Raw genomic sequence first — 24833 nt, 5'->3', positions numbered from 1 at the left:
GACCGCCATCGCGGGCAAGCCCGCTCCCACACGTGTTCTATGTCGCCCTCTAAGCCTCGGCCAGTTCTTCCAACGTCTTACCCTTCGTCTCCATCCCAAACACCCACACCACCAGCGCCGCCACCGCAAAACACAGCGCGCCCAAGGCAAACACCCCGCCCTGCCCGGTTATCGGAAACACCAGCCCGGTCACCAACGGCCCCAGCAACGAACCAACCCGGCCAATTGCCGAGGCAAACCCGGAACCAGTGGCCCGCGCCGAAGTGGGATACAGCTCCGGCGTGTAGGTGTACAACACCGCCCACATGCCAAACAGAAAGAACTGCATCAACAGCCCCGAGGTAATCAGCAGCCCCACGTTGCCGCCAAACACCGCGCTCTGCCCATACAGAAATGCCATCACCCCGCCGCCCAGCAACGTCACCACGCACACCGGCTTACGCCCCCAGCGCTCCACCAGCCAGGCCGCCATCAAGAACCCGGGAATCCCACCCAGGGAAATGATCACCGTGTAGTACACCGATTGGGTCACGGCAAAACCCGACTGCTGCAACAATGCGCTGAGCCAGGACGTCAGCCCATAAAAGCCCAGCAAGGCAAAGAACCATACGCTCCAGATCATCATCGTGCGTTGGCGATACTGCGCCGACCACAGTTGTTGAAACGCCGAGAAAAACGTCCCCGGCACGCTCTCAACCCGTGGCAAGGCAATCGGTTCCGGCAAGTCGGCGCGCCCCAGCGAATTGCGCACTTTTTGCTCAATGCCCAGCAACACCTTATCCGCCGCCGCATGCCGGCCGGCCTGCTCAAGCCAGCGCGGCGACTCCGGGATAAAAAACCGAATCGCCAATACAAACACCGCAGGCACCGCCAGCACCAAAAAGATGTCGCGCCAGCCAATCACCGGCAGCAGAAAATAAGACAGCACGCCCGCCGCCACAAAACCGAGCGGCCAGAAACCATCCATCAAGGCGATATAGCGCCCGCGCCTCTTGGCTGGGATCAGCTCCGAGAGCATCGACTGCGCAATCGGGAACTCCATGCCCATGCCGATCCCCAGCAGGATGCGAAACAGCGTCAATGTCTCCACCGTCTGCGCGGTGGAACACAGGTAACTGGCGACGCCCCACAACACGATGCTCCACTGGAACACCGGCTTGCGTCCGAAGCGATCTGCCAACATCCCGGATAAAGAGGCACCGATCACCATGCCAAAAAAACTCGAACTGGCCAGCAACCCGGCCTGGGCCGTGTTCAGGCCAAACTCGGTTTTGATCGAGCCCAAGAGAAACGTCATCATCGCCAGGTCCATGGAATCGAAGAAAAACGCCAGGGCGATGATGATGAAGGTGACTCGGTGGTAACCGCTGATCGGCAACCGTTCCAGCCGTTCCGCTGCGCTATAGCCTTGCATACCCATGCCGCACCCCCTGTGTGAAAAAGCCCCAGAGCGAGTGTGCGGCATCGTTTTCACCGGTAATTGCTGGATGCGACCTGACTGAAACTCTGAGCGACGATGGCCCGCCTACAACGCAACCAGCCGGTTGATTTCCACATGCCCGGTGCCGGTAACCTGCAAGGCGTGGGACTCGTTGGCCACGCTGATCCAGCCGGACTGTAAAAACAGTTGCAGCAGCCCCGCGCCCAACGGGCCACCCAGGTGCGGTTGCTGCTGGCTCCAGTCAAAACAGTCGCAGACCACAGGCGATGCCAGCGCCTGGGTAAAAATGCCCAGGCGCGCAAAGTGCTGCGCACCCGCGACAGTAATATCGGTACGCTGCTCATGGCGATCGATCCAGCCAGCATCCGCCATCTGCTGGTAAAGCCACGCCGCCAACTCACCGCCGAGGTGCCCATGGCACAAACGGGCGTGTCGCAATGGCGCCGGCGCCAGCAGGGCCTTCGGTAAAACATCCGGCGTCATGCGTGCGGCACTGGCCATGGTGGTATTGGCCAAGGCGTCGATGGCCGCACTGACATCGGCGGCCGCCACGCGAAACAGCCGCTTGCCACGCCGGGCCTCGACCCGCAGCAAACCGCCCCCGGTGAGCCGCGACAAATGTGCAATAGCCGACGCCGACGACAGCCCGGCCAACGTCGCCAATTCTTCTGAGGACTTGGCCGAGCCGTCCATCAAGGCCCAGAGCATGGCGGTACGCTTGGGCTCGCAGAGCAAGCCGGCGATATGACTGATGCACGGTGCTGCTTCCATGTATTCACTCCTTGTTAAGCATTTGTCTGCTGCGGTTGGAACGAAGTATAGGGGCGCAAACCGCCCGCTCCGCGGCGTCTGACAGCGCGGAAAGGGACAGGCTCTGAGTGAAATTTCTTACTTTGGTGGAGGCTACTGCGCCGCGTTCAATCGCTCCGGCCATTGCGCGGTCAATGTCGCACAACGGGCCACGAGCATTTCGCGCAGCAGGTTGATGGGTTTGCTCAATTGCGCGCGATGGGCGCACAGCAGATTGAGCGGCGTACGCTCACCGCGCAGCTCCGGCAGGATCACGCGCAAGCGCCCGGCCAGCACATCGCTGCTCACGTCCAGCCAAGACTTGTAGGCAATGCCGACACCCGCCACCGCCCAGCGGCGAACCACGTCGGCGTCGTCACTGAAGCGGTCGCCGGTCACCGTCAGGCTGACCTCGCGCTTGCCGTCGTGAAAACTCCAATGGTCGTGCACGCGACTGCCGAGCATGTACAGCAGGCAATTGTGCTGGGCCAGTTGCTCCAGATGGCGCGGCTCGCCATGCCGCGCCAGGTAACTGGGCGCGGCGCACAGCACGCGCAGATTGTCCGGGGCGATGGGCAGCGCGATCAGGCTCGAGTCTTCGGGCTCGCCATAGCGCAGGGCGATGTCGACCGGCTGGCGGAACAGGTCGGCAATGCGGTCACCCAGCAGCAGGCGCACGGTCAGTTGCGGGTATTCACGCTGGAACTCATCGAGCCACGGCAGCAGCTGGTTGCGCCCGAAGTCTGAAGGCGCCGACAGCTGCAGCACGCCGCTGACGTGGTCCTGGCCGCTGGCCAATAAACGCCGCCCCTCGTCCAGCGAACTCAACGCGGCGCGGGCGTACCCCAGAAAACCTTCACCCTCGGCGGTCAAACGCAGGCTGCGCGTGGAGCGTGCCAGCAAGCGCGTGCCCAGTTGCTGCTCGATGCGCTTCAACGCGGCGCTGGCCACCGCCGGCGACAGGTCCATGACCCGCGCCGCGGCGGACAAACTGCCCAGGTCCGCCGCGCGCACAAACAACTGCAAATCATCAAAACGCAGCATGCATTCTCGCCAATTATCAAAATTCTATTGAAACAGACTGCTGTTTTAGCGGGTTTTATCTTCCTGGGAAATAGCCAATCATCTGCCCATCCCGTTCATCACATGCTTGGAGTTGAATATGTCCGCTGCCTTTAACGTCATCGCCACGCTGATCGCCAAACCCGGCCAACAGGCCACCTTGGAAACCCTGCTGCGCGGCCTGCTGGAACCGACCCGCCTGGAAGCGGGTTGCGAGCAGTACGACCTGCACCAGGACCTGCAACACCCCGAGACCTTCTACATGCTCGAACGCTGGAGCGACGACGCGGCGCTGGCCGACCACGACCAGAGCGCGCATATCCAGAGTTTCCGCGCCAAGGCCGCTGACGTGATCGAACACTTCGAACTCAAGCGCCTGAAATTTCTTGCCTGATCAACGCCCTTTTCCGGAGCCCTTATGAAAGCCATTGCCTACTACGCCGCACTGCCCATCACCGATGCAAAATCCCTGCAAGACATCGAACTGCCAGAGCCGGTCGCCGGCCCGCGCGACCTGTTGGTGGAAGTCAAAGCCATCTCGGTCAACCCGGTGGACACCAAGGTGCGCCAGAACGTCGCCCCGGAAAATGGCGCCGCCAAGGTGCTGGGCTGGGACGTGGCCGGCGTGGTCAAGGCCGTTGGCAGCGACGTGACGCTGTTCAAGGCCGGTGACACGGTGTTCTACGCAGGCTCCCTCGTACGCCCGGGTGGCAACAGCGAACTGCACACCGTGGATGAACGCATCGTCGGCCACATGCCCAAGAGCCTGGGGTTCGCCGAAGCTGCCGCGCTGCCGCTGACGGCCATCACCGCCTGGGAGTTGCTGTTCGAGCGCCTGCAGGTGCGTGAAGGCAAAGAGGATGAAGGCCAGAGCCTGCTGATCGTCGGTGCCGCCGGGGGTGTGGGGTCGATCCTGACGCAACTGGCCAGCCAACTCACTGCGCTGAAAGTCATCGGTACCGCCTCGCGCCCGGAAACTCAAGAGTGGGCCAAAGCCCTCGGCGCCGACCTGGTGATCGACCACAGCCAACCGCTCAGCGAAGCGCTGAAAAACGCCGGCCACCCACACGTAACCCACGTCGCCAGCCTGACCCAGACCGACCATCACTTGGACCAACTGGTGGAGGCCCTGGAGCCCCAAGGCAAGCTGGCGCTGATCGACGATCCCAAGGCGCTGGATGTGAGCAAACTCAAGCGCAAGAGCCTGTCGTTGCACTGGGAGTTCATGTACACGCGTTCGATGTTCGAGACGCCGGACATGATCGAACAGCACCACCTGCTCAACCGTGTGGCCGAGCTGATCGACGCCGGCACCCTGAAGACCACGGTGGGCGAGCACTTCGGTGTGATCAACGCCGAGAACCTGCGCCGTGCCCACGCGTTGCTGGAAAGCGGCAAGGCCAAGGGCAAGATCGTGTTGGAAGGTTTCTGAAAAAACTTCTGTCAGTGTCGTCTTTTATTCCTGTGAGTAATGGACGGCACCATTAGTCAGAGAGTTGATCTTTGTCATATTTGTGAGCGCATTCGGGTTTATATTGGCCGCCTTTGCCACGATTCTTTTACGTGAGGAAGTCAGCAATGAAGATCCTGATAAGAGCGTTAGCAAAATCCCCCGGCAACAAATGGCAGGTCAGCCTCGACGGCGACGCGTTCACCTTCCGCAGTGAGGCCGAGGCCCGCGCCTTTGCCGACACCCTGCAAGCCCGTATCCAGGCGCCCCACCGCATCCCTCTCAGCCAGCAGCGCGCCGCCGCCGGCTGATCGAACACCTCAGCCCTGCGCTTGCACGGCCCGCGCCCGTTGCAGGCGCTGGGTCGACATGGCAATGGTCACCGCCAAGACACCGCACAAACTGATGACCATCGCCATCGGCATCGCCGTGCCATCGTGCAACACGCCGACCAGGGACGCCGCACCCGCTGCCACGCCAAACTGAATGCAGCCCAGCAGCGCCGATGCGCTACCGGCCCGTGCACCCTGGCCGCTCATGGCGCACGCCGAGGTGTTGGGCAAAATGCAGCCTAAGCTCGCGATGCAGATAAACAGCGGCACCAGCAACGGCCACAGGGCTTCGGTGCGCAAGGCAGCAATGCCCAACAGCGACAACGCCGCCGCTACGTAGACCCACACGGTGCGCGACAGCAAAAACGCCGGGCCACGTTTGGCCAGCAACCGCGCATTGAGCTGTGCCACCAGGATAAAGCCGGCCGCGTTGGAGCCGAACAGCCAGCCATAATGCTCCGCAGGCACGCCGTAGAGCTTGATAAACACGAAAGGTGAACCGGCGATGTAGGCAAACATCCCGGCAATCGAAATGCCGCCGGTCAAGGCGTAGCCGAGGTAAACCCGGTCAGACAGCAGCGCGCCATAGCGGCGCAGCGAGCCGGACAGTGGCTGGCGCGGCTGATGGGCCGGAAAGGTTTCCGGCAAGCCGACCGCCACCGCGATGGCCGCCATCACGCTGAAGATCGACAGCGCCAGGAAAATCGACTGCCAGCCCCACAACCCGACCATCACCCCACCCGCCAACGGCGCGAGGATCGGCGCTAGGCCAGTCACCAGCATCAGTTGCGAATACACCTTGGCCGAACCCACGGCGTCGCATTTGTCGCTGACCACTGCGCGCGAAATCACCATGCCCGCGCAGCCGCCGAGGGCTTGCACGAAGCGCGCGCCGATCAGCCAATCCAGCGACGGCGCATAGGCGCAGGCAAAGGATGCCACCGTAAACAGGGTCACGCCGCTGAGCAGCGGCACACGCCGACCAAAGCGGTCGGCCAGCGGGCCGTAGATCAGTTGGCCGATGGCCAGGCCGCCGAAATACACCGCTAGGGTCAGCTGGATATGTTTTTCGTCGGTGGCGAACGCCGTGGCCATGGCGGGGAAGCCCGGCAGGTAGAAGTCGATCGCCAACGGCGCGAAGGCGCTCAAGGCGCCCAGAATCAGGATTATGCGGAGGTTCATCAGACACCCAAGTGAGTCGGCAGCTCGACAGTCTAGCCGCGCTTGGGTGCCATGAACATTACGTTAGCTCGCTAACTATCAGAAAACTTACGCGAGCTTGGCGCTGTAGCCTTCTTCGGTGATCAGCTCGATGACCTGCTCGGCCGACAAGTGGCTTTCAACGCCCACTTCTTTGGCCGCCAGGTTGACGTTGACGCTCGCCGCCGGGTCCTGGCTTTGCACGGCCTGGGTTACCGCTCGAACGCAATGGCCGCAGGTCATTCCTTCAACGCTGAATATTTGCATGATATGACTCCTGTATTGAGGGTGAATTGAGTCTCGACCTTGCCACGATGGCAAGGTCAAGTTTCATAAATACCGGCCGGGCTGGTATTCGGCCGCCGCGTCGGCCAAGCTTCATGCATCTTAGCTATGAACCACGGAGCATTCGCCATGCGCTGGTCGCTTTTTGCCCTTGTCAGCCTGTTGAGCTTGTCTGCCGTTGCGCCCCAGGCCAGCGCCGATCAAGACTACGCCGTGCTGATCATTTCCCGCGAACGCCTGGAAGTGCTGACCAATTGCGAGATTGGCCTGTACATTCAGGACCAGTTGGCCGGGCGCCTGTTCCAGGAACAAGCCACCTCGTTCAACTTGCCGGCAGGCAATGTGTCGCTGCGCCTGAAGCTGTTGCCGGGCCAAGCCGCCGGTTGCCTGCCGGGCATGCTGGCGCCGCCAGCGCAGAACATCACACTGAAGGCCGGTGACGTGCGCAAATTGCGTATCGCCCAGGGCCCGGATGGCATGTACCTGAAACCTGCCGCATTGGAATATTAAACCCGCGCCTGATCGTTCCCACGCTCCGCGTGGGAACGCATCCCGTGACGCGCCGCGTCACAAACCTTAAGAGCGGCATTGCGACGCAGGGCGTGGGAAGGATCGCGCTTGACCTTCCCCACAGGTCAAGGTTGATTCTAGGGGCAACGTCTCCTGGAGGACTGCCCCATGAATGGATCCACCACGTTTGACCTGCCCATCAGCGGCATGACCTGCGCCAGCTGTGCCGGCCGTGTCGAGCGCGCGCTGGGCAAGGTGCCGGGGGTGCAAAGCGTCAGCGTCAACCTGGCCAACGAACGTGCCCATGTCGAAGTGCTGGGCCAGATGGACCCCGGCGTCTTGATCGCCGCCGTCGACAAAGCTGGCTACACCGCCACCCTGCCGCAAAGTGAAACCGTCACCGATGCCAACCAAGCCCAGCGCCTGCACCACGAGCGTTGGTCGCTGCTGCTGGCGATCTTGCTGGCGCTGCCCCTGGTGCTGCCGATGCTGGTGGAGCCCTTCGGCCTGCACTGGATGCTCCCCGCCTGGGTGCAGTTCGCCCTGGCCACCCCCGTGCAGTTCATCTTTGGCGCGCGCTTCTATATAGCCGCGTGGAAAGCCGTCCGCGCCGGCGCCGGCAACATGGACCTGCTGGTAGCTATCGGCACCAGCGCCGGTTACGGCCTGAGTATCTACGAATGGCTCACCGCGCCTGCAGGCAGCATGCCGCACTTGTATTTCGAAGCCTCCGCGGTGGTGATCGCCCTGGTGCTGCTGGGTAAATACCTGGAAAGCCGCGCCAAGCGCCAGACCGCCAGCGCCATTCGTGCCTTGGAAGCCTTGCGCCCGGAGCGGGCGATTCGCGTGTTTGATGGCCGCGAAGAAGACGTTGCCATCAGCGCGTTGAAGCTCGATGACCTGGTGCTGGTCAAACCCGGCGAACGCTTCCCGGTCGACGGTGAAGTGGTGGACGGCCAAAGCCATGCCGACGAAGCCTTGATCAGCGGCGAAAGCCTGCCGGTGCCGAAACAACCGGGGGATAAGGTCACCGGCGGCGCCATCAACGGTGAAGGCCGCTTGCTGGTGCGCACCCAGGCCTTGGGCGCCGAAAGTGTGTTGGCGCGCATCATCCGCCTGGTGGAAGACGCCCAGGCGGCGAAAGCACCGATCCAGAAACTGGTGGATAAAGTCAGCCAGGTATTTGTGCCCGCCGTGCTGGTGCTGGCGTTGATCACGCTGGTGGGCTGGTGGCTGTACGGTGCATCGCTGGAAACCGCGATCATCAATGCGGTCGCGGTGCTGGTGATTGCTTGCCCCTGTGCCTTGGGCCTGGCCACGCCGACCGCGATCATGGCCGGCACCGGCGTCGCCGCGCGCTACGGCATCCTGATCAAAGACGCTGAAGCCTTGGAACGCGCCCATGCCGTCAGCGCCGTGGTGTTCGACAAGACCGGCACCCTCACCTCCGGCGCGCCAAAAATTGCGCACTTGGCGGCAGTGGATGGCAATGAAGCCCTACTGTTACAACAGGCCGGTGCACTGCAACGCGGCAGCGAACACCCGTTGGCCAAGGCGGTGCTGGATGCCTGCAGCGAACAAGGCCTAAACGTGGCGGATGTGACTGCTAGCCAATCCCTCACCGGGCGCGGCATCGCGGGCACGCTCGATGGCCGGCAACTGGCTTTGGGCAACCGTCGCATGCTGGAAGAGAACGGCTTGAGCGTGGGTGACTTGGCTGATTCCGCCAACGCCTGGGAAGCCGAAGGCCGCACCTTGTCCTGGCTGATCGAACAAGGTGCGCAACCGCGTGTGCTGGGGTTATTTGCCTTTGGCGACACGCTCAAGCCCGGCGCACTGGAGGCCGTGGAACGGCTCAAGGCCCAGCACATCAGCAGCCACTTGCTCACCGGCGACAATCGCGGCAGCGCCCGCGTGGTGGCCGAGGCGCTGGGCATTGACGATGTACACGCCGAAGTACTGCCAGCCGACAAAGCCGCCACCGTCGCCGAGTTGAAAAAGACCGGGGTGGTGGCGATGGTCGGCGACGGTATCAACGACGCCCCGGCCCTGGCCGCCGCCGATATCGGCATCGCCATGGGCGGCGGCACCGATGTGGCAATGCACGCCGCCGGTATCACCCTGATGCGCGGCGATCCACGTTTGGTGCCGGCGGCGCTGGAGATCAGCCGCAAGACCTACGCCAAAATCCGCCAGAACCTGTTCTGGGCCTTTGTGTATAACTTGATCGGTATTCCCCTGGCGGCGTTCGGCCTGCTCAACCCGGTATTGGCGGGCGCCGCCATGGCGTTGTCCAGCGTCAGTGTGGTGAGCAATGCGTTACTGTTAAAAACCTGGAAGCCGAGCACTTGGAAACCGGAGCATTTGGAGGATAAACGCCCATGAACATCGGCCAAGCCGCCCGCCAGAGCGGGCTGAGCGCGAAGATGATTCGTTACTACGAGTCCATCGGCCTGCTCAAAGCCGCCCATCGCACCAACAGCGGCTACCGCGTGTATGGCGCCGACGACTTGCACACGCTGGCGTTTATCAAGCGCTCGCGGGATCTGGGGTTTTCCCTGGAGGAAGTCGGCAAGTTGCTGACACTGTGGCAAGACCGGCAGCGAGCCAGCGCCGACGTAAAAGCCTTGGCGCGCCAGCACATCGATGAGCTGAATCAGAAAATCCTGGAGCTTGGGCAACTGCGCGATACGTTGCAGGACCTGGTGGAACACTGCCAAGGCGATCATCGGCCGGATTGCCCGATTCTCAAGGAGTTGGCGTCGGGCAGCTGTTGCGCCTGACGCTTAAACTGATTCAACCCAAAACCAACTGTGGGAGCTGGCTTGCCTGCGATAGCATCAACGGGTGATGCCTGATACACCGAGGTGTCTGTATCGCAGGCAAGCCAACTCCCACAGGAAGCCAGCTCCCATATTTTTAGCGCTTCATGGGCCTGAAGATCATTGCATCCAAGGCGGCGGCGGAGGTTCTTCCGTCGCTTTGCTCGGTGGCGCATCATCCGCGGCCCGAATCGCTTGCTTACGCTCTTCATCCAACCGCGCCGCTTCGATCTCGCGGATCACACCGCCCACATCCGCCAACTCTTCCGGTTCGTCAAACTCACCAGTCAATGCACTGGCCGGATGCAGCGTGCCGGCTTCGTACAAAGCCCACATTTCCTTAGCGTACTTGGTCTTCTTCAACTCCGGAGCAAAGCGCCCGAAGTAGGAAGCCATGTTGCCCACATCCCGTTCCAACATGCTGAACGCATGGTTGTTACCCGCCGCATCCACCGCCTGAGGCAGGTCGATAATCACCGGGCCGGTCGGCGTAAGCAGCACGTTGAACTCGGACAAGTCACCGTGCACCAGACCGGTACACAGCATCAGCACGATCTGGGAAATCAGGAAGGCGTGATATTCACGTGCCTGGTCCGGGTCCAGCGTTACGTCATTCAGACGCGGCGCCGCATCGCCGTACTCGTCGGCCACCAGTTCCATCAACAGCACGCCTTCGAGGAAGTCGTACGGCTTAGGCACGCGAACGCCTGCACCGGCCAAGCGGAACAACGCCGCTACTTCGGCGTTCTGCCAGGCATCTTCGGTTTCTTTCTTACCGAATTTGGAACCCTTGGCCATGGCCCGGGCCTGGCGGCTGTTACGGACCTTACGGCCTTCCTGGTACTCGGCCGCCTGACGAAAACTTCGTTTATTCGCCTCCTTGTAAACCTTGGCGCAACGCAATTCGTTGCCGCAGCGCACCACATAAACAGCTGCTTCTTTACCACTCATAAGTGGGCGCAGCACTTCGTCGACCAGACCGTCTTCGATCAGGGGTTCAATGCGTTTAGGAGTCTTCATCAGCTTTTATTGTGGGTCCTTTATTACCAAACACGCGTATGGCACTCGTTATACGGCAATCGGCTCGCCTCGGGGAGAGGCTACCGACCTTTGGCACTTAAGAATGCATCCAATATGCCAATTTTTTTGTACATTTTTAGCGTTCGATAATCGCCGTCACACCTTGGCCGCCGGCGGCGCAGATCGAAATCAGCCCACGGCCCTTGCCCGCCGCGTCCAACAGCTTGGCCAAGTTGGCGACAATACGCCCACCGGTGGCCGCAAACGGATGCCCGGCGGCCAATGAACTGCCCTTGACGTTGAGCCGGCTGCGGTCGATGGAGCCCAGCGGCGCGTCCAGCCCCAGGCGGGTCTTGCAGTATTGCGGGTCTTCCCAGGCTTTGAGCGTGCACAACACTTGGGCAGCGAAGGCTTCGTGAATCTCGTAGTAATCGAAGTCCTGCAGCGTCAGACCATTCCTAGCCAACAAGCGCGGCACTGCGTATACCGGCGCCATCAACAGGCCTTCGGCGCCGTTGACGAAATCCACCGCCGCCGCTTCGCCATCGCGCAGGTACGCCAGGATCGGCAAGCCGCGTTCCTTGGCCCAGGCTTCACTGCCCAGCAGTACCAGCGATGCACCATCGGTGAGCGGCGTGGAGTTGCCGGCGGTGAGGGTGCCCTTTTCGCTGCGCTCGAACGCCGGCTTGAGGCTGGCGAGTTTTTCCAGGGTCAGGTCGGGGCGCAGGTTGTTGTCGCGGGTCAGGCCGAGAAACGGCGTAAGCAAATCGTTGTGCCAGCCTTCGGCGTAGGACGAGGCCATTTTCTGATGGCTTTCCAGCGCCAACTGATCCTGCTCGGCGCGGGGAATCTGCCAGGTCTGCGCCATCAACTCGCAGTGCTGGCCCATGGACAGACCGGTGCGCGGCTCGCCATTGCGCGGCAGCTCCGGCTTAAGATGATGGGGACGAAGTTGTAACAGGACTTTTAATTTATCCGCCATGGATTTGCTGCGATTGGCTTGCAACAAGATCTTACGCAGCCCTTCGTTCACACCGATAGGCGCGTCAGAGGTGGTGTCGACGCCCCCGGCAATGCCGCAGTCAATCTGCCCCAAGGCAATTTTATTCGCCACCAGCAACGCCGCCTCAAGCCCAGTGCCGCACGCCTGCTGAATATCGTAAGCCGGGGTTTGCGGCGACAGCCGCGAGCCCAGCACACATTCGCGGGTGAGGTTGAAGTCGCGGGAATGCTTGAGCACGGCCCCCGCCGCCACCTCGCCAATGCGCAGGCCGTGCAGATTGTAGCGTTCGATCAGGCCCTCCAGGGCAGCGGTCAACATCGCCTGGTTACTCGCCGTGGCATAAGGACCGTTGGATCGGGCGAAGGGGATGCGATTACCGCCAATGATCGCTACACGGCGCAATTGAGTCATGGAAAGCTCCCTGATAGTTGTGGGTGGAATCATCAAGCCTAGCCTAGGCTGATCGAACGACTACCACACCGGGGTGGTCAACCGTTTGAACCCCAGCCTTTGGAGAGCGTTCCATGTCTGACCGTTATATCGACTTCGCCAACTCAAGCCTCGGCCATCGCCTGGTCGCCGCCATTGGCCTGCCGTCACCGGTACGCCTGGAGCGCTGGCAGGCCGGGCGCCTGCGCCCGGTGGAGGGTGCGCTGCTGCTAGGCGGCGGCGCCCTGGCCGCCAAGGTGCTGGCGTTTGCCAACAAGCTCACCGATGCCACTTACAGCTACGGCGCTGAGCCATTGGGGGCAGCAGCGTGGATTCCCGGGCATGGCCCCAAGCTCAAGGCCGTGGTGTTCGATGCCAGCGACTTGCAGCACACCGACCAACTCAAGCAGCTGCGCGAATTCTTTCAGCCATTGCTGAAAAATCTCGACCACAGCGCGCATGTGGTGATTCTTGGCCGGGCGCCGGAAAGCCTCAGCGACCCCTTCGAAGCCAGTGCGCAGCGAGCCCTGGAAGGTTTCAGTCGCTCCCTGGCAAAAGAGCTGCGCAGCGGCGGTGTGTTGCAATTGTTGTACGTGGGCGAAGGCGCCGAAGACCAGCTGGAGGGTGCGCTGCGGTTTTTCCTGTCGCCTAAAAGCGCCTACATCTCAGGCCAGGTGATTCGCCTGCAAGCCTGCGCCACACCGGTTGAGGATTGGACCCGCCCATTGGCCGGGCGCAAAGCGTTGGTCACTGGCGCCGCCCGTGGCATTGGCGCCTCCATCGCCGAAACCCTGGCGCGCGACGGTGCCGAGGTGATCGTGCTCGACGTGCCCCAGGCCAAGGCCGATCTCGAAGCCTTGGCGGCACGCTTGGGCGCACGCACCGTGGTGCTGGACATCTGCGCCGAAGACGCTGCCGCGCAGTTGATCGAGCACTTGCCAGACGGCATCGACATCGTGGTGCACAACGCCGGCATCACCCGCGACAAAACCTTGGCCAATATGACCCCGGAATACTGGGACGCGGTGCTGGCGGTCAACCTCAACGCGCCGCAAGTGCTGACCAAGGCGCTGCTCGACAGCGGCACCCTGCACGACAACGGCCGTGTGGTGTTGCTGGCGTCCATCAGCGGCATCGCCGGCAATCGCGGGCAAACCAACTATGCCGCGAGCAAGGCTGGGCTGATCGGCCTGGCCCAGGCCTGGGCGCCGTTGCTGGGTGAGCGTGGGATCAGCATCAACGCCGTGGCGCCGGGGTTTATCGAAACCCAGATGACCGCGCACATTCCTTTCGCCCTGCGTGAAGCTGGGCGGCGCATGAGTTCGCTGGGCCAGGGCGGCCTGCCGCAGGACGTCGCCGAGGCGGTGGCCTGGCTCGGCCAGCCGGGCTCCGGCGCGGTCAGCGGCCAAGCACTGCGGGTCTGTGGGCAAAGCCTGCTGGGAGCATAAACATGGAGTGGCTGACCTTAAGCAATACCCCGTTTCTGCCGCCGCTGTATTGGCGTGCGGCGCTCAAACGCAAGATCACCGGCAGCACCTTGCCCGAGCAGGGGCTGCGCTGCCGGGTGAGCGTCAACCCCAAGGCCGTGGCCGCTTATCGCAACGTCTGCGGTTTTGCCGACAGCCCCATCCTGCCGGCGACTTACCCGCATATCCTGGCGTTCGGCCTGCAGATGCAATTGCTGACGGCGAAAAACTTTCCGTTTCCGTTGCTGGGGCTGATTCACCTGAGCAACCGTATCCGCATTCACCGCCCACTGGGCGCTGTCAGTGAGCTGACGGTGGCCGTGCACGCGCAAAATCTCAAGCCGCACGCCAAGGGCGCAACCTTTGATGTGATCACCACCGTCGAGGACTCCCTCGGCCTGCTGTGGGAAGCCGAAAGCCAATTGCTCTGCCGGGGCGTGAAGCTTGAAGGCGAGCCGGCGGATGACACCTTGCCCAGCCCCACGCAGGTCAACGAGCTGACTCGCTGGAAAGCCCCCGCCGATATCGGCCGCCGCTATGCCAGGGTGTCCGGGGACTACAACCCGATCCACTTGAGCGCGCTGACCGCCAAGTTATTCGGTTTTCCCCAGGCCATCGCCCACGGGTTATGGAATAAGGCGCATACCCTCGCCGCGCTGTGCGACCACTTGCCGGCCGCCAACATTGAAATACACGTCGAGTTCAAGAAGCCGGTACGCCTGCCCAGTGAAGTTACGTTGCTGGCCAGTGCGCCGGGTTCGAGCGGTGAGTTTCTGTTAAAGGGCTCGAGTGACATTGAACATATGGTAGGGAAGTGGCAACCCATCACCTGAAAAACACTGATTAATTATATATATACACCTTAAGTTATAGCGGACCTGAGCAGTCCGCTTTATTTTATTTAAGTCACTGATATAAAACATATATATATTCTGACACACCCTCTCTTTATACCCTTGGCATTAGTCGCTAAGCGCTGCCAAGCGGCCAGTATATAAATCGTTAATACCAAGTTGAGCGTTGCGCGAAAGAGTGCCCGGGTCTGTGATAGCCAAACGGACAAACGTATCGCTACTACTAGAAATAGCGAGCGTTTGAAACAACCAAGGTTGTACAGGTGCAAGGGAACTGAATCATGAAAACTCAAACTCAAGTAGTGCTATGGAAAGCAAGTACCGCGCTGGCTCTGATCATGGCGATGAGCCTCGGCGGCTGCAGCAGCGGTGGTGGCGGACATCACAGTAGCGTGGCGGCATCTTCCCCTGACTCAGGGGCAGGGACCGGTGGTGGTACTGGCGGTGGAACAGGTGGCGGTACTGGCGGCGGCACCGGCGGTGGAACAGGTGGCGGTACTGGCGGTGGAACAGGTGGCGGTACTGGCGGCGGCACCGGCGGTGGAACAGGTGGCGGTACTGGCGGTGGCACCGGCGGTGGAACAGGTGGCGGTACTGGCGGTGGCACCGGCGGTGGAACAGGTGGCGGTACTGGCGGCGGCACCGGTGGTGGAACAGGTGGCGGTACTGGTGGTGGCACCGGCTCGACCACTACGCCTCTGGTCACAGGCCAAATTGTCGGCACCGTGGGCACCACCGTGGGTAATGTCGGCGCAGCAGTGGGCGACCTGGGTTCGACCCTGACCACCGTGCCCATCGTCGGCGTAACCGCTGGAGGCTTGGTCACTGCGACCGGCAAAGCCGTTACCAGCATTGGCACCGGCGTCACCGCGGGCCTGGGCTCGCTGGGCACCAACAGCAATTCACTGGGCATCACCGTCGCTGGCGTAGGTGACGGCGTCTCCGACCTGGGCACCGGCGTATCGAACACCGGCAAGTCCTTGGGCACTACATTAGGCGGCATTCCGGTCGTCGGCGGGTTGACCGGCGGCGTAGGCGGTGCAGCGGGCGGCCTGGTGGACAAGGTCGGCCAAACCGTGACTATGCTCGGTGACACCCTCAGCACCGCCAGTACCACTGGCCCGCTGGGCTCCGTGACCAACACCCTCGGCGGCAAGGTGCTGGTGCCTGTGGTGTCCCTGGTGGAAAACACCACCGGCAACCTCGGCAAAGCCACGGGCCTTGGCAATCCAGTCAATGGCCTGCTGGATAAAGTCGGCTCCACCGTTACTGGCCTGGGCGGTCAAGTGGCTGGCGCCGGCGGCACCGGCAACCCTGTCACTGGTATTGTCGGCGGAGCATTGGCTGGCGTCGGCGGCGCGCTCGACAAGTCGGGCGGCTATGTCGCACCTGCCGGCGGCGCTTCGGCTTCCGGCCTGCCGGAACTGGTGGGTGGCCTGGTGGCCAATGTGGGTAACGGCTTGAACGCCGGCAACACCAACGGCACTGTCAGTGCAGCAGGTGTCACCGGTGGCGCACTGGGCAACACCGTCGCCTCCCTCGGCACTATCATCGGCGGCACCGGCGTTGCCAACACCGCCGCCACAGCACCGGTGGCAGGCTTGGCCACTAACGTCGGCGCAGCGCTGAACCCTGTGACCTCCGGTGTCAGCAGCCTGACACAAAACATCGGCACCACCACCGGTATCGGTGCGCCGGTCAACGGCCTGGTGACACAAGTGGGTGGCGCTGTCAGCGGCTTGGGTACCAACCTGACCGCCGCCAACGCCAACCCGATCACTAACACCTTGGGCACCACCGTAACGGCAGTTGGCAATACCGTGGGCGCAGTCGGTGGTTTGGTCACCGGCGGTACCAGCAGCAGCGGTGGTGGCTTGCTCGGCGGCTTGAACGTAGGCGCCAGTGCCTCGGCCAGCGGCAGCGCAAGCACTGGCACAAGCGGCGGCCTGGGCGGTGTATTGAACGGCCTTACCGGCAAAAAATAAATTGCACCTGGCCGATTAGACGGCCTCCCCTACAGCGCCTACGCTTGGTTGAGACGAGAGACCCTATAAGTCTCTCGTCTTTTTTATGGGGTTTGTTTCAAAGAACAATGCTTGGCTCTCCCGAACCGCGTCCCAGAACCCGGCGGGCCAGAAACGCTGCTGCAGTTTGACCATGGAGTGTCCTATGCGCGTGTTAACGCCGTTGTTAGTGCTTACCCTCAGTGCCTCCTACGTCCAGGCCGAAACCCTTCCCAGCTTCCTCAATAGCAACGACACTATCCGCACCCTGCCGGTGCCCAACCTGCCCGCAGACGCCTATCGGCCGGTCACACCACAGACCCAGGTGCCGGAAGCGTCGCCGACCCAGAACCAGCCGTTGCTGATGGACACTAAAGTCACCATCCGCAAACTGCAGATCGAGGGCGGCACGATCTACCCGCTGGACGAGACGGCCAAGGCCTACGCGGCGTTGATCGGGCATGAGACCAACCTCGCACAGCTGATCGAAGCCACCCGCAATATCACCCGTCGCTACCAACAGGACGGCTACCTGCTGTCCTACGCATTCCTGCCACAACAGACCTTCGAAAACGGCCTGGTGCGCGTGGTATTGGTGGAGGGCTATATCAAGGATTATCAACAGAGTGGCGACATCGGTTCCGTGTCGGCCTACGTCGACAAATTGGCGAATAAGCTGCTGGGAGAACGCCCGCTCACACGCAAGACCTTCGAGCGCTACACCACACTCATGGGCCGCATTCCTGGGGTGACGCTGCAAGCACAAGTGCCGCCGCCGGGTACCACCGATGGCGCCACGCACATGGTCATCCAGGCCAGCCGCAAGCCGTTCACCACCAGCATGAGCCTGGTCGAAAAAAACCGCGGCGGCACGCAAGCGTTGCTGACCGCGACCAGCAATTCGCAGACATCCATGGGCGAACAGCTCAACATCAGCGGCCTGTTTCCACCGGGCGATGACAAAGAGCACTACTACCGCGTGGGCTACAGCCAATTCATCAACGCCGAGGGCACCCAGTTGGCGCTGGCGGCCGAGCGTTATCGCGCAGACCCCGGCACCAACGTGCAACTCGATGGCGGCTTCCAACTCAAACCGCACCAGGCAATCGACCGCTACACCATCGGCTTCACCCACCCACTGATTGCCTCACCGAATGAATCGCTGACCCTGGGCACACGCCTGTACACGGTGGACCAGACCACGCGATATCAACTGGTGGGCTACCCCAACCGTTTCGACATCGAAACCAACTTGCGCGCGCTCGCGTTCGAGGGCGACTGGCGCAAGTCCGACACTCGGCAATTGCGTATTCTCAGCGCCGGTTTGTACCAAGGCATCAACGGTTTGGGCGCCACGACTCGCAGTGACCTGGAAGGGACAAAACCTGACCTGGACTTCTTCCGCCTGCGCCTGTCCGGCGTGCAGAGCGACAAGTTCTTCGATAACTGGCAAGGCGTGCTGTCGGGGGCGTTCTACTGGAGCGATAACTCCTTGCCCGACAGTGAACGCGCGACCTTTGGCGGGCAGAACTTCGGCCGTGGCTACCCTGATGACCAAGGCTCGGGCGACAAGGGCTGGGGCGTGGCGTATGAGGTCAACTACAGCTTCAACCGCGCCGGCGATTGGGTGAAGGTCCTGCAACCCTACGTGGTGCTCGACCGCGCCAAGACCTGGTTCAACGAGCTGCCGGTCAAAGGCAACGACATGTCATCGGCGGCTGTCGGCCTGCGTTTTGGTGACAACAAGTACTACAACATTGCCCTTGAAGCGGCCAAGCCAATGTCGGACATCGCCTTGGACAGTTTCAATCGGCGGCCACGGTATACGCTGAGCTTCAGCTATCAACTCTGAGTGTTTGTGGCAGCTCGTTTGTTAGGGAAGGCAGTCTCCTGTAACGAGCGGCTTTGTGTGGCGAGCGGGCTTGCTCCGCGCTGCGTTGCGAAGCAGCGCGAAAACCTGCCAATGCGTTCTGACTGGAAAAACGCGGTGCCTGGATCAGGGCCGGCGCCCCAACGCGGGGCAAGCCCTGATGCCGTTCAGTTAAGCGAACGCAATGCCCAAAGCAGCGAAAATTAAATGTGGGAGCGGCGGTGCGACGATTCGACTTGCCCGCGATGACGTCGGCCCAGCAAACATTGATGTTGACTGACCCACTGCTTTCGCGGGCAAGCCCGCTCGCCACAGGAAGCCCAGTGTCCACACGTAAGCCCACTGACCACACGTAAGCCCGCCGACCACAGACAAGCCAGCGCCCACAACAAGCTCGCTTGCCACAGAAAGCTCGCGCCTAAAATCTATGTTTGGCTAGGGGGAACAGGCTGTTGAGGGTGTCGATTAACCGCACCAGATAGATGGGCTTGCGAAACAGGTCCAGCACCTGCAGGCGCAGCATGTCGCTGACGTCATCCATCTCGGCATGACCCGACATCACGATCACCGGCAAGTGTTGGCGATCGGTGTGTTCGCGCAGGCGCTTGATCAGCGAGATACCACTTTCCTCGGGCATACGCAGGTCGGTGATGACCAATGCGATGTCGGGGTTCAGGGTCAGTTCCTGCAACGCGTAGGTGACGGAGGTGGCGGTAAAACAAACGAAGCCCTCGTTCTCCAGCGACTCCGCCAGTTCTACGAGGGCATCTTCTTCGTCGTCCACCAACAGAATTTGTTGGCGAAAAGGTGCAGCTGCAGCATTCATGGGTACTACCTGGCGTCGCTAATCAATAACAAAAGTACTCACAGAATGCCGTCTACAAGGTCACGTTGGCGTAATGGCTGTCGTGATTTTTGTAAACAACGCGCTGATCTGAGGCGACAGCGTAGTGCCTGCTGCCAGTATCACCAGCGCTACAATGGCCACCAGAATGAGGTACTCAATCGCCGTTGCACCGTCTTTACGACGAAAGAGCAACTGAAGTTGAACGCAACATCTCATCAACATATCAAGGATCATAATACGGCTCCTCTGGCGCCTCAGCGCCTGATCAACAAGGTACTGCACAGTCGTCGAATGCCCTGCGAATTTACGGTGGCGTAACGGCGGTGGTGATTTTTGTGAAGAAGGCGGTGATCTGTGGTTTTAAGGTAGTGCCAGCTGCCAGTATCACCAACGCTACAATTGCCACGAGAATGAGATATTCAATGGCTGTCGCGCCTTCTTTGCGCTGGAAAAGCAATTGAAGTTGGACGTGAAGTCTAATCAGGAAATCAAGAATCATCGTACTGCTCCCTGGGCGGCCAGGCGCCCTAGCTCGGTGCTGCACAGTAATTGCGATGTGCCACTTGAGCATTGTCAACAAACCCCACACTCACAACTGTAAGAACGGATTAATCACAAAGTAGTGGGTGCATTTCCAGTGCCTCAGATCCGTGATTTCAGAGGGTACTTGGGGCTTCACGAAGAATTTTTTCTGTCAGTAATGGCATTTCGTCCTAGCTGAACTACCTTCAAATAGCGAAATAGTTAGTCCACTGTTCATAGCAGCCGGGTTGCGTAATTGGCCTGTTCGGAAGACGGGTTGTAGTGCAACAGGAAAAGGAGAGCCGTCATGAACACGCGTCTGAGCATGATTCTGGCTGGTGTGCTGTTGATCGGTGCGCTGTTTGCCGGTTATTGGGGGCTTGTCCTCAGCCGTGAACCTGCTCCGGCGCCGCCACCGCCGCCACAGGCGGCTTCTGTCGAAAAAGCCGTCGCCGTGGTGGAAGACCAAACCCGCCAACCCGTGGTGGTGCTGGCCCACGATGTGCCGCCGTTTGTTGCGCTGAATGCTGCTGACCTTAGCGTCGAGAAATTACGCACCGTGCCGGCCGGCAGCATGACCAGTGTCGACCAGGCCATCGGCCGTACACCGTGGCGCGCCCTGCAAGCCGGCACCTGGCTAAACGAAGAAAGCTTCACCCCCGGTGGCCCCCTGGCGCGCATGATTCGCCCGGACGAGCGCGCCCTGGCCGTGGCCGTGGATGAAGTGATCGGCGCGGCCGGGCAGTTGAGCCCCGGCGATTATGTGGACGTGCTTTTGTACCTGCGCCAGGACACCGCCAACCTCGAACAATCCGCCCAAGTGGTCGTCCCCGCCATGCGCCTGCTCAGTGTCGGCGATCAAATGGGCCTGACCAACGACGGCACCCCCGCCTCCCCTCCCGCGATGACCGCTGAAGAAAAAGCCCAACGCCGCGCGCCCTCGCGCACCGTGGTACTGGCGGTGCCCGAACAACTGCTGAGCCGGCTGATGCTCGCCTCCCAGGCCGGTACTTTGCGCCTGGCGGTGCGCAGCAGCGACGAACGCCTGTTAAGCCACTATTGGGCCGGCGAACGCGATACGCAGGGCAAGCTGCAAAGCGCCAACCGCGACCTCTACCAGTTCACCCAGCTGGCCTTCGCCCAAGCCCCGAAAAAGCTCGCCCAGAGCGCGCCGCGCCGCGCCGGTGTCGAGGTGATACGCGGCAACCAAGCCACCCAACAAACGCCCGACTGAACAAGGATGCTGTGCATGAGCCGACGTTTCGCACCGGTGTTCACGCTGAAAATTGCCTGTGCCCTGCTGCTGTCGAACCTGCCCGTGGGCCTGGCCGTAGCCGCCACCGGCAACTGCGCCAGCTTGGGCCAATTGCCCGCAGCGCTCTCGGTAGGCGAAGGCCTGCAACAGGAGCTGCAATCGCCGGTAGCGATCACGCGACTGGCAATCGGCGACCCAAAAATCGCCGACGTCCACCTCAATGGCGACCGCGGCTTCCTGCTGACCGGCATCGCTTCCGGTACGACAAGCCTGATGGTCTGGACTGCCTGCTCCACCACGCCGCGCCAGAGCATGGTGTTCGTCAAGGGCAAGGCCACGTCAGCCCTGACCAGCCTGTCCTTGGCGCCAGCGGATGACCCTTCACTGCCCAGCCAGGTGCAGACCGACATCCGCTTTGTCGAGGTCAGCCGCACCAAGCTGAAGGAAGCCAGCACCAAAATCCTCGGCATGGGTAAGAACTTTTTCCTTGGCAGCCCCAACCTGTTGTTCCCCACACCCAGCACCTTCAAGCTGCCGGTGAGCGCTGAGCAGTTCAATATCGGCTTCGGCGGCGGACGTGTTTCCGCGATGATCAACGCCCTGGAAAGCAGCGGTTTTGCCTACACCCTGGCGCGTCCAAGCCTGGTCGCCATGAGCGGGCAAAGCGCGACCTTCCTGGCCGGTGGCGAGATACCGATCCCGGTGCCCAGCAGCGGCAGTGACACTATTTCCATCGAGTACAAAGAGTTCGGCATTCGCCTGACCCTGACCCCCACCGTGATCGACCGCAATCGCATCTCCCTCAAGGTGGCACCGGAAGTCAGTGAGCTGGACTACACCAACGCCGTGGTGATTCAAAACATCCAGGTGCCGGCCCTGACCATCCGCCGCACCGACACCAGCGTGTCCCTGGCCGATGGCGAAAGCTTTGTGATCAGCGGCCTGATCAGCAGCAACAACACCACCAGCATCAGCAAGTTTCCAGGCCTGGGGGACATCCCGATCCTGGGCGCGTTCTTTCGCGATTCCTCGGTCAACCGCCAAGACAAAGAACTGTTGATGATCGTCACGCCGCACCTGGTGCAGCCGCTGGCTGCCAACGCCCAGCTGCCGTCGTTGCCCGGCGAGAACCTGCGCAACTATGACCCGAACTGGTACCGCCTGTACTTCCTGGAAAACGGCAATTTCGACCGCAACAACGGGTTATCCCAATGAGCGATAGCCTGAGCCAGACCTACCTGGCAATCACCCGTAATACCACTGACCTTGAGTGGCTACAGGGCGCGCTGGCACCGCTTGGCCAAGTCGTCAGCGCCGGCAGCGGCACGCTGGATGAGTTGCTGGCGTTGGTCGATGTGACCTTCGCCACCCTAGTGTTTGTCGGCCTCGACCGCGAGCATGTGGTGGCCCAAAGCGCGTTGATCGAAGGCGCGCTGGAAGCCAAGCCGATGCTGGCCATCGTCGCCCTCGGTGACGGCATGGACAACCAGCTGGTACTCAATGCAATGCGCGCCGGGGCGCGGGATTTTGTCGCCTACGGCTCGCGCTCCAGCGAAGTGGCCGGGCTGGTGCGCCGCCTGAGCAAACGCCTGCCGCCGGTGACCACCAACACCCAGCTCGGCGGCCTCACCGTGCTGTTCGGCACTCAAAGCAATGCCGACGGCGCACTGCTCGCCAGCCACCTGGCGCTGGTCGTACAAAAAAGCGGCCAGCAAACCCTGCTGCTGGACCTGGGCCTGCCACGGGGTGACAGCCTGGCACTGCTGGGGCTTGAAAGCTCATTCAATTTCGGTGATGCCCTGCGTCACCTGCGCCGGCTCGACGCGACCCTGATCAACAGTGCCTTTACCTCTGCCGAGGATGGCCTGCGCATCCTCGCCTACGCTTCCAGCGATGAGCCCTTGGAGCAGACCAGCGCCGCCGAGCTGTACATGCTGCTCAGCGCCTTGCGCCAGCACTTCCAGCACATCGTGGTGAACCTCGCCGGCCAGCCGGACAGCGAAGCGCTGCGCACCTTTGTCAGCCATTGCGACAAGCTGCTGTGGTGCACCGATCAAAGCGTGCTGGACTGCCGCCGCAACCTCGCGGTGCTGAACCAGTGGCGCGAAAAAGGCATGAAGCTGGAGCACGCCAAGCTGTTGGTCGATCGCTACATCAAAGGCTGCGCGCCCGACGCCGAGGCCTTGGGCAAGAGCTTTGGGCTGGAGGTGATTGCCGTGTTGCCGTTGAGCCCGGAGGTGCGCCTGAATGCAAAAAACCAAGGGCAGACCTTGTTCAGCCTGGCCCCGCGGGAAGCTCTCACACAAGGCATGAAAACCCTGGGCGAACGCCTGGCAAAACGCTCGGAAGGCATGAAAAAACCTTCTCACACCTGGTTTGAACGCCTGCTGGGAAGCGGCAAATGAACGGCGAAAAACTCTTTGGCGCACCCGCGCGCAGTGTCGGTGGTAACACCGACCACGATGGGCTGAAGCTGGTGCTGCATCGCTACATCATCGATGCCATCGAAGAGTCGGGAAAGAACTTGCTGGAAGGTTCGCGCCCGCTGCTGGCGCAATTTGTCATCGACAAAGTCGCCGAATACATCAACCGCATGCACCTGGCGATTTCCCGTTACGAGATGGAGCGCCTGGCCGAAGAAATCGTCGACGAGCTGACCGGTTTCGGCCCGCTGGAAGTGCTGCTGCGCGACCCGTCGGTGACGGAGATTCTGGTCAACGGCCCGCACCGGGTGTTTATCGAACGTGATGGTCTTCTGCACCAAAGTGACCTGCGTTTTATCGATGCTCACCACGTGGAGCGCGTGATGCAACGCATTCTGGCGCCGCTGGGCCGGCGCCTGGACGAGTCGTCGCCGATGGTCGATGCGCGCCTGCCGGATGGCAGCCGGGTCAACGCGATCATTCCGCCAATTGCTTTGGATGGGCCATGCCTGTCGATCCGAAAGTTTCGCAAGGACATGCTCAAAAGCAGCGACCTGGTGGCGATGCAGACCATCGACCAGAACATCTTCGATTTCTTCCAGGAAGCGGTGGGCAAGCGTTGCAACATCCTCATCAGCGGCGGCACCGGCACCGGTAAAACCACGCTGCTGAATATCCTCAGCAATTGATCAACCCGCATGAGCGTCTGGTGACCATCGAAGACGTGGCCGAACTGCAACTGGGCCACCCTCACGTCGTGCGCCTGGAAACCCGCCCGCCGAATGCCGAGGGCCATGGTGAGGTCAAGGCCAGCGACCTGATCCGCAACGCCCTGCGGATGCGCCCGGACCGCATCATTCTCGGCGAGATCCGGGGCGTGGAAGTACTCGATGTGCTCACCGCAATGAACACCGGCCACGACGGTTCCATGAGTACCGTGCACGCCAACAACGCCGCCGATGCGCTGCTGCGCCTGGAAACCCTGGTGGGCTTGACCGGCCGCGTGGTGGCGGAAAAAACCTTGCGGCAAATGATCTGCGCGGCGCTGGACGTGGTGATTCAACTGACGCGCCTGCCGGACGGCCGTCGTTGCGTGAGCGAAGTGGTCGAGGTGGTAGGCATCCGTGAAGACGTGTACGTGACCAACACCCTGTTCCGACACGACCGGCGTACCGGCTTCGGCTTTCTGCGCGAGGCGGTCAACCCGGCCGGTGAAAAACTGCGCCGCGAACCGTTACTGCCTTGAAGGA

23 protein-coding genes and 1 pseudogene are annotated in these 24833 nt (G+C 61.6%); 14 read left to right on the top strand and 10 right to left on the bottom strand.

Translation table 11 applies throughout. The annotated features are described in order from the left end of the window. Positions 1 to 49 precede the first annotated feature (49 nt). The 3 genes from ACI77I_RS13070 to ACI77I_RS13060 form a co-directional block, all read right to left on the bottom strand. On the bottom strand, positions 50 to 1420 hold the full coding sequence (locus ACI77I_RS13070; RefSeq protein WP_406997736.1) for an MFS transporter: 1371 nt from the start codon (positions 1418 to 1420) through the stop codon (positions 50 to 52). 105 nt (positions 1421 to 1525) lie between these two features. Then, complete coding sequence (locus ACI77I_RS13065) at positions 1526 to 2212, bottom strand: helix-turn-helix transcriptional regulator (RefSeq protein ID WP_094951766.1); 687 nt, start codon at positions 2210 to 2212, stop codon at positions 1526 to 1528. A gap of 132 nt (positions 2213 to 2344) precedes the next feature. Continuing rightward, positions 2345 to 3274 (bottom strand): LysR family transcriptional regulator, encoded by a 930-nt coding sequence (locus tag ACI77I_RS13060; RefSeq protein ID WP_263274453.1) that lies wholly within the window; start codon positions 3272 to 3274, stop codon positions 2345 to 2347. Positions 3275 to 3392: 118 nt separating this feature from the next. Between ACI77I_RS13060 and ACI77I_RS13055 the strand changes: the two genes are divergently transcribed. From ACI77I_RS13055 to ACI77I_RS13045, 3 genes are all read left to right on the top strand, one after another. Continuing rightward, positions 3393 to 3686, top strand: coding sequence for a putative quinol monooxygenase (locus ACI77I_RS13055; protein ID WP_094951764.1), 294 nt, complete (start codon positions 3393 to 3395; stop codon positions 3684 to 3686). Between the two features lie 24 nt (positions 3687 to 3710). After that, positions 3711 to 4724 (top strand): zinc-binding alcohol dehydrogenase family protein, encoded by a 1014-nt coding sequence (locus tag ACI77I_RS13050; RefSeq protein ID WP_094951763.1) that lies wholly within the window; start codon positions 3711 to 3713, stop codon positions 4722 to 4724. 146 nt (positions 4725 to 4870) lie between these two features. Next, positions 4871 to 5053 (top strand): hypothetical protein, encoded by a 183-nt coding sequence (locus ACI77I_RS13045; RefSeq protein WP_094951762.1) that lies wholly within the window; start codon positions 4871 to 4873, stop codon positions 5051 to 5053. 9 nt (positions 5054 to 5062) lie between these two features. Here the strand turns inward: ACI77I_RS13045 and ACI77I_RS13040 are convergent, their stop codons facing one another. Together ACI77I_RS13040 and ACI77I_RS13035 are read right to left on the bottom strand one after the other, a co-directional pair. Beyond that, the gene (locus ACI77I_RS13040; protein WP_094951761.1) at positions 5063 to 6256 is read right to left on the bottom strand and encodes a multidrug effflux MFS transporter; all 1194 of its coding nucleotides are present in this window, start codon (positions 6254 to 6256) and stop codon (positions 5063 to 5065) included. 87 nt (positions 6257 to 6343) lie between these two features. Then, positions 6344 to 6541, bottom strand: a complete 198-nt coding sequence (locus ACI77I_RS13035; RefSeq protein ID WP_094951760.1) for a heavy-metal-associated domain-containing protein — start codon at positions 6539 to 6541, stop codon at positions 6344 to 6346. 147 nt (positions 6542 to 6688) lie between these two features. Between ACI77I_RS13035 and ACI77I_RS13030 the strand changes: the two genes are divergently transcribed. From ACI77I_RS13030 to cueR, 3 genes are all read left to right on the top strand, one after another. After that, positions 6689 to 7069, top strand: coding sequence for a hypothetical protein (locus ACI77I_RS13030; RefSeq protein WP_094951759.1), 381 nt, complete (start codon positions 6689 to 6691; stop codon positions 7067 to 7069). 168 nt (positions 7070 to 7237) lie between these two features. Then, the gene (locus tag ACI77I_RS13025) at positions 7238 to 9454 is read left to right on the top strand and encodes a cation-translocating P-type ATPase (RefSeq protein ID WP_094951758.1); all 2217 of its coding nucleotides are present in this window, start codon (positions 7238 to 7240) and stop codon (positions 9452 to 9454) included. Further along, the gene (gene cueR, locus ACI77I_RS13020; protein WP_263274449.1) at positions 9451 to 9852 is read left to right on the top strand and encodes a Cu(I)-responsive transcriptional regulator; all 402 of its coding nucleotides are present in this window, start codon (positions 9451 to 9453) and stop codon (positions 9850 to 9852) included. Before ACI77I_RS13025 ends, cueR begins: the two co-directional genes overlap by 4 nt. 159 nt (positions 9853 to 10011) lie before the next feature. On the opposite strand, the gene ACI77I_RS13015 is transcribed toward cueR, so the two are convergent. Continuing rightward, complete coding sequence (locus ACI77I_RS13015) at positions 10012 to 10911, bottom strand: PA4780 family RIO1-like protein kinase (protein WP_406997735.1); 900 nt, start codon at positions 10909 to 10911, stop codon at positions 10012 to 10014. A 136-nt stretch (positions 10912 to 11047) separates the two neighbouring features. Beyond that, entirely contained in the window at positions 11048 to 12325 is a 1278-nt protein-coding gene (locus ACI77I_RS13010) for an acetyl-CoA C-acetyltransferase (protein WP_406997734.1), read from the bottom strand. Positions 12326 to 12438: 113 nt separating this feature from the next. On the opposite strand from ACI77I_RS13010, the gene ACI77I_RS13005 reads away from it, so the two are divergent. From ACI77I_RS13005 to ACI77I_RS12990, 4 genes are all read left to right on the top strand, one after another. After that, entirely contained in the window at positions 12439 to 13791 is a 1353-nt protein-coding gene (locus ACI77I_RS13005) for a 3-oxoacyl-ACP reductase (protein ID WP_406997733.1), read from the top strand. A 2-nt stretch (positions 13792 to 13793) separates the two neighbouring features. Beyond that, positions 13794 to 14642 carry a MaoC family dehydratase gene (locus tag ACI77I_RS13000; protein ID WP_406997732.1) on the top strand — a complete coding sequence of 283 codons (849 nt, stop codon included), beginning with the start codon at positions 13794 to 13796 and terminating at the stop codon, positions 14640 to 14642. A gap of 302 nt (positions 14643 to 14944) precedes the next feature. Then, positions 14945 to 16648, top strand: coding sequence for a collagen-like triple helix repeat-containing protein (locus ACI77I_RS12995; RefSeq protein WP_406997731.1), 1704 nt, complete (start codon positions 14945 to 14947; stop codon positions 16646 to 16648). Between the two features lie 184 nt (positions 16649 to 16832). Next, entirely contained in the window at positions 16833 to 18518 is a 1686-nt protein-coding gene (locus tag ACI77I_RS12990; RefSeq protein ID WP_406997730.1) for a ShlB/FhaC/HecB family hemolysin secretion/activation protein, read from the top strand. 436 nt (positions 18519 to 18954) lie between these two features. On the opposite strand, the gene ACI77I_RS12985 is transcribed toward ACI77I_RS12990, so the two are convergent. The 3 genes from ACI77I_RS12985 to ACI77I_RS12975 all read right to left on the bottom strand — a co-directional run bounded on the left by ACI77I_RS12985 (position 18955) and on the right by ACI77I_RS12975 (position 19882). Further along, complete coding sequence (locus tag ACI77I_RS12985; RefSeq protein WP_083355439.1) at positions 18955 to 19362, bottom strand: response regulator; 408 nt, start codon at positions 19360 to 19362, stop codon at positions 18955 to 18957. A 60-nt stretch (positions 19363 to 19422) separates the two neighbouring features. Next, complete coding sequence (locus ACI77I_RS12980; protein ID WP_094951749.1) at positions 19423 to 19617, bottom strand: Flp family type IVb pilin; 195 nt, start codon at positions 19615 to 19617, stop codon at positions 19423 to 19425. A 70-nt stretch (positions 19618 to 19687) separates the two neighbouring features. Further along, positions 19688 to 19882 (bottom strand): Flp family type IVb pilin, encoded by a 195-nt coding sequence (locus tag ACI77I_RS12975; protein WP_094951748.1) that lies wholly within the window; start codon positions 19880 to 19882, stop codon positions 19688 to 19690. A gap of 330 nt (positions 19883 to 20212) precedes the next feature. On the opposite strand from ACI77I_RS12975, the gene cpaB reads away from it, so the two are divergent. From cpaB to ACI77I_RS12955, 4 genes and pseudogenes are all read left to right on the top strand, one after another. Next, the gene (gene cpaB, locus ACI77I_RS12970) at positions 20213 to 21139 is read left to right on the top strand and encodes a Flp pilus assembly protein CpaB (protein ID WP_406997729.1); all 927 of its coding nucleotides are present in this window, start codon (positions 20213 to 20215) and stop codon (positions 21137 to 21139) included. Positions 21140 to 21154: 15 nt separating this feature from the next. After that, positions 21155 to 22375, top strand: coding sequence for a type II and III secretion system protein family protein (locus ACI77I_RS12965; protein WP_094951746.1), 1221 nt, complete (start codon positions 21155 to 21157; stop codon positions 22373 to 22375). Next, positions 22372 to 23565, top strand: a complete 1194-nt coding sequence (locus ACI77I_RS12960) for a pilus assembly protein (RefSeq protein ID WP_094951745.1) — start codon at positions 22372 to 22374, stop codon at positions 23563 to 23565. The genes ACI77I_RS12965 and ACI77I_RS12960 overlap by 4 nt, the downstream gene beginning before the upstream one ends. Beyond that, a pseudogene (locus ACI77I_RS12955) lies at positions 23562 to 24829 on the top strand (CpaF family protein). The gene ACI77I_RS12960 and the pseudogene ACI77I_RS12955 overlap by 4 nt, the downstream one beginning before the upstream one ends. Positions 24830 to 24833 lie beyond the last annotated feature (4 nt).

Origin of the sequence: Pseudomonas sp. D47 (genome assembly GCF_045447305.1) — a bacterium.
Lineage (GTDB): Bacteria > Pseudomonadota > Gammaproteobacteria > Pseudomonadales > Pseudomonadaceae > Aquipseudomonas.
This window is presented reverse-complemented; position numbering and strand designations above follow the sequence as displayed.